The organism is Tissierella praeacuta DSM 18095, from assembly GCF_900128955.1.
GTDB classification, from domain to species: Bacteria; Bacillota; Clostridia; order Tissierellales; family Tissierellaceae; genus Tissierella; species Tissierella praeacuta.
Genome location: NZ_FQTY01000021.1, coordinates 23,379 through 40,011 on the forward strand (window position 1 = coordinate 23,379; position 16,633 = coordinate 40,011).

The following is a 16,633-nucleotide window of genomic DNA, read 5'->3' on the forward strand; positions in this document are numbered from 1 at the left end:
AAGGAGATTTAGGAGTTGTGTCGAATATATTAATATAAACTATAAAGGAGTGGTATAGTTATGACAGAAAAAAGAAAAATAAATATATTGATAGATGGTCGTAACTTTACGGTAGTAGGCTCAGATAATGAAGATTATGTTAGATCTTTAGCTAGCTATGTAGATAAAAAAATTAAAGATTTGGCAAATAAAAACGATAGACTTTGCCAAACCAGTTCAGCTACATTGGCAGCTTTAAATATTGCAGATGAACTCTATCATACTAAGGAAAGATTGCAGCAATTAGAAAATAAAGCTAAAGACCCTATGCAGAAATACGGCAACTTAATATCTGAGTTGGATAAAGCAAAGGATATTATACAGAGCCTAGAGTTACAATGTTCTCAATATAAAGATGATTTACTTAAGACTAAAATTGAAAATGAAAATATAATAAAAGAAATGAAGAAAAATGAACAAGCTCTAGAATTAAAAGAGAAAGAACTTGTGGAAAGTCAAAAGATGATAAAATCTTTACAGGATAAGATATTTGATAATCAAATGGAATTAATAGAAGTTAAGAAAGAGTTAGGAGAAGTAATAAAAAGGTTAGATAGCGAGAAAAATATATTTGTCAAGGAGGAAGTTTAATACTTGTGAATAATAATATTGAATTACTTGCTCCCGTAGGTAGCATGGAGTCATTATATGCTGCTGTGCAAAATGGAGCAAATGCAGTTTACTTAGGTGGGAAACTTTTTAACGCAAGGCAATATGCCTCTAATTTTGATTTTGATGAATTAAAAGAGGCTGTTACTTATGCTCATTTAAGAGGTGTTAAGGTATATGTAACGGCTAATATTTTAGTAGATAATTCTGAGATGGAAGATGTAATAGATTATATTAAATTCCTATACGAAGTAGATGTAGATGGTATTATCGTACAGGATTTAGGATTAGCCTATCTTATAAGAAAATTCTTTCCTGATCTTCACATTCATGGAAGTACACAAATGACAATAAATAATTTATCAGGAGCAGAATTTGTTTATGATATGGGATTTACCAGGGTTGTACTAGCCCGTGAAACACCTATAGATGAAATAAGATATATTCATAAAAATACCCCCATTGAATTAGAAGCATTTATTCATGGGGCTCTTTGCGTTTGTTATTCTGGTCAATGTTTAATGAGCAGTCTTATTGGAGGTAGAAGTGGAAATAGAGGTAAATGTGCACAGCCCTGTAGGATGCCTTCTTCTTTAGTAGATGGTAATGGTAATATAGTTAAGAATTGGGATAAAAAACATTTACTTAGCCCTAGAGACTTAAATACATTAGAAAATCTTGAAGAACTAATAGATAGTGGAATTGTATCACTAAAGATAGAAGGAAGAATGAAGAGGGCAGAATATGTGGCTACTGTAGTAAAAAACTATAGAAAAGTATTAGACCAGGGTAGTGGAAGTTTAAAATTAGAAGATAAAAAGGATGTAGAGCAAATATTTAATAGAGGTTTTACTAAAGGTTTAACATTTGGAGATTTTGGTAGGGATTTTATCACTGTAGAAAGACCAGATAATAGAGGAATCTTAGTGGGGAAAGTAATAAGAGCAGATAAATATAATATTTTTATAGAACTTGAAACAGATATAGATGAAGGTGATGGTTTAGAATTTATCACTGCAAGGGGTGAATACAAAGGTATAAAAGCTCCGTTTAATAGTAAAAAGGGAACGAAAATGAAATTAAAAAATCCGGGATATATATTAAATGATTCTTTAGTATATAAGACATCCAGTGTTAACTTATTGAATCGTGCTAAGGAAAGTTATCAACAAGAAAACATTAAAAATCCTATAGATATGGAGATTGACATAAATATAGGAGAAAGCCCAAAACTAATGGTCATGTTTAAAGGAAGAATGGTTACAGAAGTAGCTGATGTAAAGGTAGAAAAATCTGAAAGAATTGCACTTACAAAAGAGAAGATAAAAGAACAATTATCTAAACTTGGAGATACTACTTATACTTTAAATAATATAAATATAAATCTAGAGGATAATTCTTATTTACCAGTATCTGTATTGAATTCTTTAAGGCGAGAAGCTATAGAGAGATTAGATGATTTATTAAAGAATATGAATCATAGAAATTCTATAGATGAAGAAATATATAATGATAAAAAACAAAAGTTTTTCCAATATAAGAATACAGGAAAAGAATTAAATAATATGCTGAGTCTAAAGGTTAATAGTATAGAACAATTTAATCAATTAGATTTAAATAAATTTGATAGGATTTATTTAGGATTTTATAATGATTTAGCGGCAGTTATTTCTAAAGTTAAACAATATAATAAACAGGCATATATCTGGACTAATAAGATTTTATACCAAAAAGATTTAGAAAATCTAGGTGAGATTATAGACCCAATAAAGAATAAGTTGGATGGTGTTTCAGTATCTAATTTAGGTAGTTTAAAGTATATAAAGGATAGATTTGATTTAAAAATCCATGGTGATATTGGATTAAATGTATTTAATAGCTTTACCTTAGATTATCTAGATAATATAGGGCTAGATAGTATCGCCTTATCACCTGAATTAAACTTAAATCAAATTAAAAAAATTGAAGAATCATCCAATGCCTTTACAGAAGTTATAGTTTATGGTTATCTACCAGTTATGGTAACAAAACATTGCCCTATGTCCTTAGTAAAAGGTTGTAAAGATGACAAGAATTGTATTCGTTGCAATTTTTCAAAAGGATATGGTATAAAAGATAGAATTGGAGCTACATTCTATATGGAGCGAAAAGAAGGATTTTCAAATATTTATAATTCCGTACCATTAATGGTAATAGATAGTTTAAATCAAATAAAAAATAGTGGGATTTCAATGGTACGATTAGATTTTACAATTGAAACAAATGGAATTAGAGAAATTCAAAAAATTCATTATGATTATATTAATAATCAAATAGGAGAAAAAGAGGTAAAAGAATTTTTAAATAGATTTAAAGAAGATAAGAACATAACAAATGGCCACTATTTTAGAGGTGTCATGTGATTGAGGTGTTAAAATGAATTTAAAGACTTTAAAAACATTAGAATATAATAAAATAATAGACTTACTTATTGAAAAGGCTGAGTCAAGCTTGGGAAAAGAGAAGATAAGAACCATAAAACCTTTAACAAATATACAAGATATAGAGTATCTCCAAAGAGAAACAGAGGAAGCCTATACATTATTAATTAAAAGGGGAGCACCTCCATTATATGGAATACACAGTATTACACCAGAAGTAAAAAGAGCAGAAATAGGAGGAGCCCTTAGTCCTTCTGGACTTCTTAGAATATCAGACTCGTTGAGGGTATCTAGGGGACTAAAAAATTATATAAAAGAAACAAAAGAGGATAAAGCTTCCGATTATCCTATAATAGAAGGATTGGTTGAAGAACTCAGGGTTTTTAAGTCTATTGAAGATGAAATAAATAATGCAATAATATCAGATAATGAAATATCAGATAATGCCAGTTCAACACTCAAGAGTATTAGAAGACAGATAATTAGTAAAAATGAATCCGTAAAGGATAAATTAAACTCCATAATAAATTCTCAAAACAATAAAAAATATCTTCAAGACAGCATTGTAACCATTAGAGAAGGAAGATATGTAATACCAGTTAAAGCAGAAAATAGAGGAAATGTACCAGGATTAGTCCATGATATGAGTGGAAGTGGAGCAACGTTATTTATAGAACCTATGGCAGTAGTACAGCTAAATAATGAGCTGAGAGAACTAGAACTAAAAGAAAGAGAAGAGATAGAAAGAATTTTAAGGGAACTTTCAAACTTAGTTGCAGAAGAGTCGGAAGGGATTGCAAATAATCAAAATATTCTTCAAGAATTGGACTTTGTTTTTGCTAAAGGAAAACTTGCTCTCGATATGAAAGCCACAAGACCTATACTAAATGAAAAAGGATATATAAACATTAAAAAAGGTCGTCATCCACTATTAAATGTGGCAAAAATAGTGCCAATAGATGTATATTTAGGGAAAGATTTTAACTCTTTAATAATAACAGGACCAAATACAGGTGGTAAAACCGTTACATTAAAAACTGTAGGATTACTTACTTTAATGGCTCAATCAGGACTTCATATTCCTGCTGATTTCAACTCGGAGATAGCTGTATTTAATCAAGTATTTGCAGATATTGGAGATGAGCAAAGTATAGAACAGTCCCTATCTACTTTTTCTTCTCATATGGTAAATATAGTAGATATACTAGATAAGGTAGAATATAATAGTTTAATTCTTTTTGATGAGCTAGGTGCAGGAACAGATCCTACAGAAGGTGCTGCTCTTGCTATGTCAATACTTGATCATTTACTCAAATTAAATGTCCGAACTATTGCTACAACTCATTATAGCCAATTGAAACTATATGCTCTAACCACAGAAGGTGTAAGAAATGCCTCAGTAGAATTTGATGTGGAAACATTAAGTCCTACTTATAGATTACTTATTGGAGTGCCAGGTAAATCAAATGCTTTTGAAATATCTAAAAGGCTTGGGTTACAAGAATATATTATAGACTATGCAAAGGATCTTATTTCAAAGGAAAATGTGGAATTTGAAGATGTATTACAAGCTATGGAAAAAGATAGACTGGCTACTGAGGAAAATAGACAAGAGGCTGAAAGGTATAGACTAGAAGTAGAAAGATTAAAGAAGGATTTAGAAATAGAAAAAGATAAGACAAAAGAAATGAGAGATAAAATTTTATTTAAGGCTAAGGAAGAGGCTAGAGATATAATAAAATTGGCCAAGGAAGATGCAGATTCTATTGTAGAAGAATTAAGAGAAATTTCTTCTGAAATAGAAAAGGATAGAAATAGAAAACTTCAAGAAGCACAGGATAAATTAAAGTCTAAATTAAATAAGGCTGAAGGAGAGATATCTCGTAATGTGTTAAATATAAAATCTAACAAACCTCCAAAGAATTTAAAGGCTGGTGAAACTGTAGAAGTTCTTACATTTAATCAAAAAGGAACTGTACTTGATGAACCTGATGATAATGGGAATGTGAGAATTCAAGTAGGTATAATGAAGATAACTTCTCATATATCTACATTAAAACGAGCCACATCAGATGAAGAGGAAAAGATTTATGGGAGTACGAAAAAAATTATGGGTTCTAAATCTAAAGATATTAAGAGTGAGATTGATTTAAGAGGAAAGAATTTAGATGAAGCTTTTTTAGAACTAGATAAATATTTAGATGATGTATATATTGCAGGATTAAAGCAAATTAATATAATTCATGGCAAGGGTACAGGAGTCCTTCGAGATGGCATAAGGGGATATCTAAGAAGTCATAGGCATGTAAAATCATCGAGATTAGGTGTTTATGGAGAAGGTGGAGATGGAGTTACAGTAGTAGAGATTAAATAAAAATTATATTTAGGATTATAGAAAGGATACTTGTTTTACTGTAGATGAGTATCTTTTTTATAATAAAAATTAAAGAATGTTAATTCATTTTATGACTTTATTGAAAGAGGTGGTGAGTTAGTGAAAATAGGTAAATTTGCTGAGAGTAACAATCTTACTATTGATACTGTTAGACATTATATGGATTTGGGATTGATTATACCTGAAATGCAAGGAGGGCATTATTATTTTGATAATAGATGTAAATCAGATTTAGAGGATATTCTAAGTTTAAAGGACATGGGATTTACATTAAATGAAATTAAATCAATATTTATGTTTAAAAGACTAGGAAAACTTACTCCATATGAACAACATCAGTATTATAAAACATTTTTTGAAAGTAAATATGAGAGTATAAGAAAAGAAATAGAAAATCTTAAAGAAATTAGAAATAATCTCAAGAAAAAAATAGATGAATTACAGAGTTATAATAAAGAAGATAAAAATAAGATAGGTATTAATATTAGAAATTTAAGTATATTCAAATGTTCAAAATGTAAAGGAGATTTAATGATTTCCAAAGGTAATATAGATAGTAATCAATTAATTAATGGAAGATTAAAATGTAATTGCGGAGCAGAATATGAAATAGATGATGGAATATTAGTGAGTAACAGTAAAGATATAGAGCATAGGCTAAACTTTAACAACAATTATATAGAAGAATATATAAATTTTACAGATATAGAATATCTGGATGGTGTATATAAAGGTTTAGAATTAATGCATAAAAAAATAAATTATGACAATTTTAAAAATAAAATAATATTAGAATTAGGTTCAGGTATGGGATTTTTTTTGAGACATATCTACGATGAATTACCAGATAATTCTCTTTATATAGCAGTTGATAATGATTTAGGAAGACATAAATTTTTGAAAGGAATACTAGAACTTATAAATTGTAATAAAAACATAATATTTATATGTTCTGATTTTACTGAAATTCCCATAGGAAATAAGTCTATTGATGTTCTTGTGGATTTTTCAGGAAGTAGTAATTATGGTTTTGTGAATGAAGAGTTTTTATTAAATAAAATTGATAATTATATTAAAGGGTCTGCTTGGTTAATAGGGACATATATAATGTTTAAAAACTTCAATGCAAATAGTAAAATAGATGATAAATATAGAAAGAATTTTAATATAAACAATGTAAGGGAAAAAATAGAAGAATTAGATTATAAAGTTATTTATGAGGATATATCACAGCCTGTTAGTAAGGGAGGAAAATATGAAGATTATTTTGTAGAAGGAGAGGAAATATATTATTATTTATATTATGGCAAAAGATAGGGTTAACCCTATCTTTAGTTATTTCCAAAAGTAAATAATATAAAAAAACATATTGACATTGGCTAAAGACAACTATTTAAAATGTAGTTAAGATAGGAGGAATCAATATGAAAGATAAAAGACAGAGATTAAATTTTGTATTATTTTCATTTGGAAAGTTTGTATCTATTTTTGGTGCATCTATTTATTCATTTGCCATAGGGCTTCATGTATTAAAAATTACAGGTTCAGGATTAAACTTTGCTTTAAGCATTATAGTCAGTATAATACCAATGATAATTATAAATCCCTTTGCAGGAGTAATAGCTGATAAGTTTAATAAAAAGAAGATAGTAGTTGCTATGGACATAGTAAATGGAGTATTTCTTATATTATTATATATAATTAGTAGTATATATGGTTTGAAAACACAGATGATATATATAAGTACCTTTATTACTGCAATTTTTACTACTATATTTAGTATATCTATGGAAGCGGCAATTCCCAATATTGTATCAGAAAATATGTTAATAAATATTAATTCCATTAGCAAGATTATAGACTCTGCATCTTCCATATTAGGACCAATGATTGGAGGAATTGTATTCGCATTTATAGATATTAGATTTTTTATTTTATTCAATGGAATATCCTATGTGCTTTCAGGAATATCTGAAATGTTTATAGATTTTAAATATAATTATGCTGGAAGTAAGGAGGAAGAAAATAGCAGTGGTTTTGTAGAAGATATGAAAGATGGATTAGAATATGTTATGAAAAGAAAGGATATAATAGGGATTTTTAGTATATTTATTACCTTGAATTTTTTTATTGGCTTGTCAGTGACAATACCTTTACCCTATATAATTAATAATTTATTGGCATTGAATTCCAAAAGATTAGGAATAATTCAAAGTGCATTTCCAATAGGAATGATAATTGGTGCATTACTAATTAAAAAGATTATGAAGACAACATCCTATAAAAAGATTTTAATATTTTCCAGTTTAGTATTAGGTATATGTACAAACTTATTAGGAGTTCCAATATTGTTTAAAAATTTATTATTTACTAATACTATATATACTTTATATTATTATGGAATAATGATTGTTTTTGGGGTTGCTATTTCTTTTATAGATATACCAATTATGTATATATTGCAAAAATTAATACCTGATGAATATAGGGGGCGTGTTTTAAGTATTGTTATGAGTGTTGCTAAAATTATCTTACCAGTAGGACTAATATTATCTGGATTCTTATTAAATATTATGCCAGCTTATTTTATAACAACTTTGGGAGGTATATTGTTATTTTTAATTAATCTATTAATTTTAAGCAAGAAAAGGAAATTACTTGTAGATACAAGCCAAGGAAGTCAAAATTAAATTTCATATATTAATATAGTAGTTTTAAATATTACTTGTATTTATACACATTATATTGTATATTATATAGTAATAATTATATATAATTCGTAGAATGAGCCAGTAGAATATTCACTGTGTTAAAGCGAGCTGGGATGGTGGAAGCCAGTACATAAGGAATATTTGAATAGAACTCAGGAGAATATATCTGAAATTAGTAGGATATTACGCTAGCAGCGTTAAAATTTCGAGTGGGCATTTGCCAACAAGAGTGGTATCACGGGGTAGCTCTCGTCTCTTATATTAGAGACGAGGGCTATATTTATTTAAGGAGGTAATATAAATGTTAAATTTTAGAGAAGAAGTTGTTAACTTAATTAAGTCACAAGTAGATGTGCTTACAGAAGAAGAAATATCATCTTTAATAGAAGTGCCACCATCTTACGATATGGGTGATTATGCTTTTCCAGTATTTAGACTAGCCAAGGCTTTTAGAAAAGCTCCACCAGTTATAGCTGAAGAATTGGCAGACAAATTTGGAGAAAATGAGTATTTTGAAAAAATAGAGAATAATGGTCCATATCTAAATTTCTTTATAAATAAAGGTAAACTTATTGAAGTTACTTTGAATGAAGTGAAAGAAAAGGGAATTAAATATGGTTCTTCGAATATGGGCAATGGTAAGACTGTTATAGTTGAGTATTCATCACCAAATATTGCAAAACCTTTTCATATTGGGCATATTAGAACAACAGTTATAGGAAATGCTTTATATAAGATATATACTTTCTTGGGCTTTGATACAGTTGCTATTAATCACTTAGGAGATTATGGTACTCAATTTGGTATGTTAATTTCTGCATATAAGAAGTGGGGAAATAAAGAAATAATAGAAGCTGATCCTATAAATGAGTTGCTAAAGTTATATGTTAGATTTAATACAGAAGCAGAAGAGCATGAAGAATTAAGGGATGAAGCTAGATATTGGTTTAAAGAATTGGAAAATGGAAATGAAGAGGCTTTAAATTTATGGGAATGGATTAGAGAAATAAGTTTAAAAGAGTTTAATAAGGTATATGATATGTTAAATATTAAATTTGACTCCTATGCCGGAGAATCATTTTATTCTGATAAAATGCCAGCAGTAATTGAAGAATTGAAAGAAAAAGGTTTAATGAAAGAATCAGAAGGAGCATATTTGGTAGACTTAGAAGAGTATGGAATGCCACCGGCACTTATTATGAAGAGTGATGGTTCAACTTTATATACTACAAGGGATATTGCTGCTGCCTTCTATAGAAAGAAAACCTATGATTTCTATAAAAATATTTATGTAGTAGCTTCCCAACAAAATCTTCATTTTAAAGCTTGGATGAAGGTAATAGAGCTTATGGGATATGACTGGGCAAAGGACTGTGTCCATATACCATTTGGTATGGTTAGTTTAGAGGATGGTACTTTATCCACTAGAAAAGGCAGAGTTGTATTTTTAGAAGATGTATTGAATACTGCAATTAAAAATACTTTAGATATAATAAATGAAAGAAATCCAAAATTAGAAAACAAGGAAGAAGTGGCAAAACAAGTTGGGATAGGAGCTGTAATATTCCAAGAATTATTTAATCAAAGGATTAAGGATTATGTATTCTCTTGGGATAGAACATTAAGTTTTGAAGGAGAAACTGGACCTTATGTCCAATATACCCATGCAAGAATAAATTCTTTACTTGATAGAGGAAAGTTTAATATAGATGATAATATAAACTATAGTATTCTTAATGTGGATGAAGAAATAAATATAGCAAGACTTTTATATGATTTTCCTAAAGTAGTAATAGATGCTATGGAAAAAAATGAACCATATTTTATTACAAGACATATAGTTGAAATAGCAAAAGCATATAATAAATTCTATAATTCTTATCCCATAATTACAGATGATATAGAAATTAAAAAGGCAAGACTAATGTTATCTTTCACAGTTAAAACTGTATTGAAAACAGGATTAGATTTATTAGGTATTGAAGCACCGGAGAGAATGTAGATATATATGGATAAAGTAAGTCTTGAGGGGTTATTATTAAGTTTATTTGAAGAAGATTTTAATAAAAATAATAACTACAGCTATATATCTCAATTAACTATAATAAATATAAAATCTTTAATACCTATGTTAAATGAAGAAGCAGTAAGAGTAGACTATATTAGATTTCTAGAAGAATTTAAATTATGGTTAAGCTATAGAATTGGAGATAACCCTTCCTTAATAAATTCACAAGGAAGGGTGAATACAAATATATATTGGAAAGAATACGATGATTCTATAATAGGTAGAATAATACCTTTAATTTTAGCAAATCAGAAATATGAAGTAATAGAAGAAGAAGTGATAAAAAATATATTATTTACAACTGGGAATTTTCAAACCCTATTTGAAACAGTATCTATTGTGCATTTATTATATTTAATTATTGAAAATGAGGATAGTATAATAGATAAAATAAAAGAAAATATTATTGGGTTTTCTCAGATTAACTATATCAATAAATATGGAGAGTATTATAGAGTAGAAATTGAAAAATATAATGGTAATTTTAAAGTTGATTTTGAAAGAGAAAAGATTCATTTGCTAAATACTTTAAATGATATAGGAAACAATAGATATTCAAATCTAGAAGATACTATAAAAGTCTTAGGTAAGGAAGAACCTAAGACTTTTATAGGGAAAATACTATATGGGTTTTTATATAATAGAAATAAGGAATGGAATATCCCAAAATTTTACATTAATCTTAGTAAATATATTATAGATTTAAGAAAATCTAGAATAGATCCCGATAAATTAAGGATAAAAGAATATATTTTACCAGATGTTTTTAGTTTTAATAAGGGAGAAATATTTTTTCACTCATTACTTAGAGAATCTAAAGTAATAAAAAAAGAAGTAAAGGATAGTACCTTAACTTCTTTAATTCAAACTAAAACTGGTATGTACTTATTTAGAAGACCCTAAGGGGTCTATTTTTTTAGATATTCTAAAAAATCTTTTTCGTCAACTTCTGCTAAAGAACTTAATTCTTCAAGAATACTATCTTTTAAGCTTAAAAAATCGTTTATTTTAGTGTTGCTGCCTGTATATTCCAAGGCTTCAATAATTAAGAGCATATCATCTTTAGACATTTCCTGGATAGAAATCTTATCAAATTCTCTCATGGATTATCTCCTTTCTTGTCGTATTATACAATATATTCTATAAGAATTTTGTCAAAAATTCAATTACTATTCTTATGTTTTAGTAAATTATCTGTATAAGACTAAAAACTAATGATATAATGTATTTAATACAATAAAAAAGGAAGGTAAATAGATGAAGGTAATATTAAGCACGTTAAATTCCAAGTTTATTCATTCTTGTTTAGCTATTAGATACTTACAGGGATATGTTAAGGATTTAATTGATATAGAAATAAAGGAATATACAATAAATCAAAATATAGATTTTATAACTTCAGATTTATATAAATTAGAGCCAGATATTATTGGATTTTCAACTTATATTTGGAATTTAACGGAGACATTAAACATATGCAAGATTTTAAAATTAGTTAATCCAAAATTAAAGATAGTTTTAGGGGGACCAGAAGTTTCATTTGATGGAAAAAAGATTTTAGAGGATAATAAGTTTATTGATTTTATTATCTATGGTGAAGGAGAGGAAACCTTTAGAGAATTTATAGGAAAGATAATTAGTGGTGAGGATTATAGTAATATACAAGGGTTAATTTACTCCCAAGGAGATATGGTAATTAAAAATCCACCTAGGCCATTAATCGAAGACTTAAACACTATTCCATCTCCATATAAAAATATTGGAAATGAATTTGAAAATAAAATAGTATATTTTGAATCTTCAAGGGGATGTCCTTTTGGATGTAAGTTTTGCTTATCTTCCACAATTAAAGGGGTAAGGTATTTTGGAATAGATAGAGTCAAGGAGGAATTAAATAATCTTATTGATGGTAAAGTAAAACAGGTAAAATTTGTAGATAGAACTTTTAATGCTAATAAAAAGTATGCAATGGAGATAATGAGATTTATTATAGAAAAGAATCCAAAGGATATAAATTTTCATTTTGAAGTTACAGCACATCTTCTAGATGGAGAAATGCTAGAATTTTTATCAGGTGTAAAAGAAGGACTGTTTCAATTTGAAGTAGGAGTACAATCTACCAATTTAGATACAATAGAAGCGATTGGAAGGACTACTGATTTTAAGAAGTTAAGGGATATTACCAAGAAAATAAAATCATATAGAAATATTCATCAACATTTAGATTTAATTGCAGGGCTTCCATATGAAGATTATGGTTCCTTTAGAAAATCTTTTAATGACGTATATGAAATAAGACCTGAAAAAATACAACTAGGTTTTTTAAAATTACTTAAAGGTTCAGAACTGAGAAAAGATGAATCTAGATATGGATTTAAATATTTGGATTTGCCGCCCTATGAAATATTAGAAAATGATTTTATAAGATATAAAGATATAATAAAATTAAAGTCAATAGAAGAGTTAGTGGAGCGATATTATAATGAGGGATATTTTGAACATTCATTAGGGTATATAATTAGTAATTATTATACTAATCCTTTTGACTTCTATGAAGATTTTTCTTGTTATTGGGAAGCAGAAGGTTATCATAAAGTATCTAACAGTAGAAATAAATTATATGAGATATTAATGAGATTTTATAAATATAAACAATTTGATAATGTCTTAGTTTTTAATGAGCTATTAAAATTCGATTTTATAAATAACAACAAGGGTTCCAAAATTCCAAAAGGCATTTTAAACTATGTAGTAAATATTCAACAACGACAGATTCATGAAGTATTAAAGAATGAAAGGGTAATTGAAGATTATTTAGGAGAATATAAAGAATTACCAACGAAAAAGATAATTCAGGATATTGCACTTGAAAGTTTTGGAGTCAATATTTTCAAAATTATAGAGAGTGATTATACTTTAACAGGTCACAATTATAGAACAGATATATTGTTTGTATATCAAAGAGGAGTTATAAATAGGTGCAAGACCTATGATGTAAGCCATATAATAAAGGAGTTGATTTAATTTGGATATAATAAAGGATTTTATGATGATTAATAAGCAAGTTTTCAAGAAAACATTGAACAGTTTAAAGAATAATGGAGTTATAATTTTTACAGGAATAGTATATATGATTTTAAATATTGCTATTTTTAGTGTGGTGTTGACTATATTTAAAGGAATATTGTCTATTTTTGCGGGGATTATTTTAGCAATAGTTAGTGCTAGTTTAATTTCAAACTATTTATATTTGTTATATAATATAATTAATTATAATAGGATAACCTTCCAGGATTTTAAAGATGGATTTAAATACTTTCTCAGAAAAGTTTACACTGTATTCTTTTTTGCTTGGATAGGTAGTTATTTATTATCTATTATTCAACAGATATTAGGATTTAATGCTTATATATTAAATACAATAATAACAATTTCTATATTTTTCATACTTAATGCTTTACCAGAAACTTTGTATTTGAAGGTTTTAGAACCAATGGACAGTATTATGTACTCAATTGATTTTATTAAGGATAATTGGTTTAATTGGCTATTGCCAAATATACTGTTTTATGGACTTCTTTATTATCTTACAGGTAATATTATCACAGATTTATTTGCAACTCATCTATCCTTTGGTTTTAATTTTGGCATACCCAGTATTATAAAATATTTGTTAGGACAAGGATTATTTTCATTTATAATGATTTATAGGGGGCATTTATTTAAATTACTAAGCACTAGCACTAGAAGAAAAAGAATGTTTATGAATAAGTTTTAGGAATAGAAGGTGGATTATGGACTTTGTTAATGATTATTTTAAAAAGAAAACTAATAAAATTACATTTATTGAATTAAAAAAAGGAGCAAGGATTAATATTAAGGGGTATCCTATAGATAAGGATATTCCTCTTCCTATATTAACAGATGTTTTAGTTAGTGAGATCATAGAAGGTAATATGGAAGAAGAAATAAAGGTATCAGATATAATAGATGGAATTATTTATTTGATGGGCATAGATTCTTTATTCATGCATATGGAGGATTATAAGAACATCCTAATGTATTATAATAAAAAAGCTGAAGATTATATCTTTTATCAAGGGATTAGGAGTATAGAGGAAGATGATTATGATAATGGAGCTGTTTACTTTAGGGCATTAAAATATATTAACCCTAAAAATGTCAATGGCATATTTAATTATGCTATTGCTTTAGAGGAAATAGGAAAAAAATATTTTGAAAAGGAAGAACATGAAAAAGGAATAAAATTTCTTGATAAATCTACAAATGAACTGGAGACTATTTTAGATATCGACGATAAATATCCATTGGCATATTATAAATTAGGATATCATTACAAATTTTCAGAGCAATATTTGAAAGCAAAGCTTATTTGGACAAAGTATTTAGTTTTAGATAAGGATGAACTAAGACTTCAAGAGATAAGAGGAGAAATAGAACTTATTGAAAATGATGTGGCTTTGGAAACTGGATTAACATATTTATCACGTGAATACTTTGATAAAGCTCTAGATATATTTTTAAAGCTACTACCTAAACTTGATAAATGGTGGGAACTTAAATATTTAATAGGAGTATGTTATAAAGGACTTTCAGACTTTGAAAATGCAATTGATTATTTTGAGGGAGCTTTGGAACTTTATAAATTAGATTCTAACCTCTATAATGAATTGGGGATATGCTTATTTACTATAGGGGATATAAATAATGCTATAGATGTATTTACTGAAGGTATTGAAAGTGTGCCAGATGATTACAAACTTATATTTAATAGAGGATTATGTTATTTACAATTGGGGAAATTAAAAGATGCCTATAGTGATATAGAAAATGCAGTAATGTTAAATCCTAATGATATAAATATGAATACTCAGAAAGAAGCATTAGAAAAGCTTATGAATAAATAATATTAAATATGGGGGGATTAATGATGGAAATAAAAAAGCTAGAAGAACTATTGAAATTAAAATATCAATCACCTATGAAACTTGCAGTAGTAGCCTGTCATGATGAAGAAGTTTTAGAAGCAGTCATTGAAAGTAAAAGAAAAGGTATAGCTGATCCAATATTAATTGGAGATAAAGAAAAAACAATTAATATTGCCAAAGAAAAAGGATTTGATTTAAGTTCTTATAAAATAATAGATGAAAAAGATTTAAGTGGGGCAGCAGAAATAGGGGTTAAAATGATATTAAATGGGAAAGCTAATTTTATAATGAAAGGATTAGTTGATACTTCCATATTACTAAAAGCAGTCTTGAATAAAGAATGGGGACTTAGAACAGATTCTCTACTATCTCATGTAATGTTATATGAGATACCTAATTATTCAAAATTAATTTACTTGACTGATGGTGGGATGAATCTACAGCCAACATTAGAAGATAAGATTAAGATTATAGAAAATGCAGCAATAGTAGGAAGGGCATTAGGGAAAGAAGAAGTTAAAGTAGCTTGTTTAGCTGCTAAGGAAAAATTGGATCCTAAAATGACAGCAACAGTAGATGCTATGGAATTGAAGAATAGATATGAAGAAGGAAGTTTTTCAAAAGGAATTATAGTAGATGGTCCTATGGCATTAGACTTAGCAGTATCTTCATCTTCTGCTGAGATAAAAGGATATAAATCCCAGGTAGCAGGAGATGCAGATGTTTTATTAGTTCCAAATATTGAAATGGGAAATGGAATTGGAAAAAGTATTACTTATTTTGCAGGTGGAAAGTCTGCAGGAGTTGTGATGGGTGCAAAGGTTCCTATAGTATTAGTATCTCGTGCAGATGATCATGAGGCAAAATTATACTCAATTGCGTTAGGTAGTTTAGTAGCAGATTATAATAAATAGAAAATAGAATTAGTGTATTAGAATTGATATGTTGCTTAGATTGGGGATTATGATGTATATGATATTGCAATAGTGAGTTTACTGTATCCAATTATTTACTTGTTTAGGAAAAGTTGAATATTTTTAAAAAAAGGTATTGACTTTATGTTTAAAACCGTGTATCATAATAAAAGTCGGCTGGGGCATTGAACCAAAAGCAAATCAAATAAGATTTGAAAAAAAGTTCAAAAAAACAGTTGACAACTCTTGAAAAAGAGAGTATGATAGTAAAAGTCGGCTGTGACATTAAACTTCATAAATCTGCAAAATGATTTAAAAAAGTTTAAAAATAACAGTTGACAGCAAACGAAAAGTTTGCTATACTAAGTAAGTCACCTCAAGGGGTGACGATGAACCTAGAAAACTAAACAGTGTGAGAAACTTTGAATTATAAAAAGTAATGACCTAACCCAATGAGCGTAGCGAATTGAAGGTAGGTCAGATGTCGCGAAGTCCAAATCTATGACTTGGCTAACAAAGCGACGAACA

General features: G+C 27.9%; 12 protein-coding genes and 1 other annotated feature. Of the genes, 11 read left to right on the forward strand and 1 reads right to left on the reverse strand.

The annotated features are described in order from the left end of the window. The first annotated feature begins 60 nt into the window (after positions 1-60). From BUB33_RS14090 to BUB33_RS14120, 7 genes are all read left to right on the forward strand, one after another. Complete coding sequence (locus BUB33_RS14090; RefSeq protein ID WP_072977597.1) at positions 61-630, forward strand: cell division protein ZapA; 570 nt, start codon at positions 61-63, stop codon at positions 628-630. 5 nt (positions 631-635) lie between these two features. Next, a complete protein-coding gene (locus BUB33_RS14095; RefSeq protein WP_200778243.1) occupies positions 636-3,050 on the forward strand; it encodes a U32 family peptidase in 2,415 nt (804 codons plus the stop codon). Between the two features lie 13 nt (positions 3,051-3,063). After that, a complete protein-coding gene (locus tag BUB33_RS14100; protein WP_072977600.1) occupies positions 3,064-5,442 on the forward strand; it encodes an endonuclease MutS2 in 2,379 nt (792 codons plus the stop codon). A gap of 120 nt (positions 5,443-5,562) precedes the next feature. Continuing rightward, positions 5,563-6,780 carry a MerR family transcriptional regulator gene (locus BUB33_RS14105; protein ID WP_072977602.1) on the forward strand — a complete coding sequence of 406 codons (1,218 nt, stop codon included), beginning with the start codon at positions 5,563-5,565 and terminating at the stop codon, positions 6,778-6,780. A 107-nt stretch (positions 6,781-6,887) separates the two neighbouring features. Beyond that, positions 6,888-8,153, forward strand: coding sequence for an MFS transporter (locus BUB33_RS14110; protein WP_072977605.1), 1,266 nt, complete (start codon positions 6,888-6,890; stop codon positions 8,151-8,153). Positions 8,154-8,234: 81 nt separating this feature from the next. Then, positions 8,235-8,434, forward strand: a binding site (T-box leader). A gap of 41 nt (positions 8,435-8,475) precedes the next feature. After that, positions 8,476-10,176, forward strand: a complete 1,701-nt coding sequence (gene argS, locus BUB33_RS14115) for an arginine--tRNA ligase (RefSeq protein ID WP_072977608.1) — start codon at positions 8,476-8,478, stop codon at positions 10,174-10,176. A gap of 6 nt (positions 10,177-10,182) precedes the next feature. Next, positions 10,183-11,145: a hypothetical protein gene (locus BUB33_RS14120; RefSeq protein ID WP_072977610.1), complete on the forward strand. Its 963-nt coding sequence runs from the start codon at positions 10,183-10,185 to the stop codon at positions 11,143-11,145. Between the two features lie 5 nt (positions 11,146-11,150). Here the strand turns inward: BUB33_RS14120 and BUB33_RS14125 are convergent, their stop codons facing one another. Next, positions 11,151-11,345, reverse strand: coding sequence for a hypothetical protein (locus BUB33_RS14125; RefSeq protein ID WP_072977613.1), 195 nt, complete (start codon positions 11,343-11,345; stop codon positions 11,151-11,153). Positions 11,346-11,499: 154 nt separating this feature from the next. On the opposite strand from BUB33_RS14125, the gene BUB33_RS14130 reads away from it, so the two are divergent. From BUB33_RS14130 to BUB33_RS14145, 4 genes are read left to right on the forward strand one after another with little or no spacing between them, the layout of a single operon-like run. Continuing rightward, positions 11,500-13,266: a B12-binding domain-containing radical SAM protein gene (locus tag BUB33_RS14130; protein WP_072977615.1), complete on the forward strand. Its 1,767-nt coding sequence runs from the start codon at positions 11,500-11,502 to the stop codon at positions 13,264-13,266. Between the two features lies 1 nt (position 13,267). Beyond that, positions 13,268-14,020, forward strand: a complete 753-nt coding sequence (locus BUB33_RS14135; protein WP_072977617.1) for a hypothetical protein — start codon at positions 13,268-13,270, stop codon at positions 14,018-14,020. A gap of 16 nt (positions 14,021-14,036) precedes the next feature. After that, positions 14,037-15,170: a tetratricopeptide repeat protein gene (locus BUB33_RS14140; RefSeq protein ID WP_072977620.1), complete on the forward strand. Its 1,134-nt coding sequence runs from the start codon at positions 14,037-14,039 to the stop codon at positions 15,168-15,170. A 23-nt stretch (positions 15,171-15,193) separates the two neighbouring features. Next, entirely contained in the window at positions 15,194-16,105 is a 912-nt protein-coding gene (locus BUB33_RS14145; RefSeq protein WP_072977622.1) for a bifunctional enoyl-CoA hydratase/phosphate acetyltransferase, read from the forward strand. Positions 16,106-16,633 lie beyond the last annotated feature (528 nt).

Bases quoted from the DNA above. Each gene is read 5' to 3' on its own strand.
- BUB33_RS14090 (WP_072977597.1), top strand. From the start codon at position 61: ATGACAGAAAAAAGAAAAATAAATATATTGATAGATGGTCGTAACTTT.
- BUB33_RS14145 (WP_072977622.1), top strand. From the start codon at position 15,194: ATGGAAATAAAAAAGCTAGAAGAACTATTGAAATTAAAATATCAATCA.
- BUB33_RS14125 (WP_072977613.1), bottom strand. From the start codon at position 11,345: ATGAGAGAATTTGATAAGATTTCTATCCAGGAAATGTCTAAAGATGAT.
- argS (WP_072977608.1), top strand. From the start codon at position 8,476: ATGTTAAATTTTAGAGAAGAAGTTGTTAACTTAATTAAGTCACAAGTA.
- BUB33_RS14110 (WP_072977605.1), top strand. From the start codon at position 6,888: ATGAAAGATAAAAGACAGAGATTAAATTTTGTATTATTTTCATTTGGA.
- BUB33_RS14120 (WP_072977610.1), top strand. From the start codon at position 10,183: ATGGATAAAGTAAGTCTTGAGGGGTTATTATTAAGTTTATTTGAAGAA.
- BUB33_RS14100 (WP_072977600.1), top strand. From the start codon at position 3,064: ATGAATTTAAAGACTTTAAAAACATTAGAATATAATAAAATAATAGAC.
- BUB33_RS14130 (WP_072977615.1), top strand. From the start codon at position 11,500: ATGAAGGTAATATTAAGCACGTTAAATTCCAAGTTTATTCATTCTTGT.
- BUB33_RS14140 (WP_072977620.1), top strand. From the start codon at position 14,037: ATGGACTTTGTTAATGATTATTTTAAAAAGAAAACTAATAAAATTACA.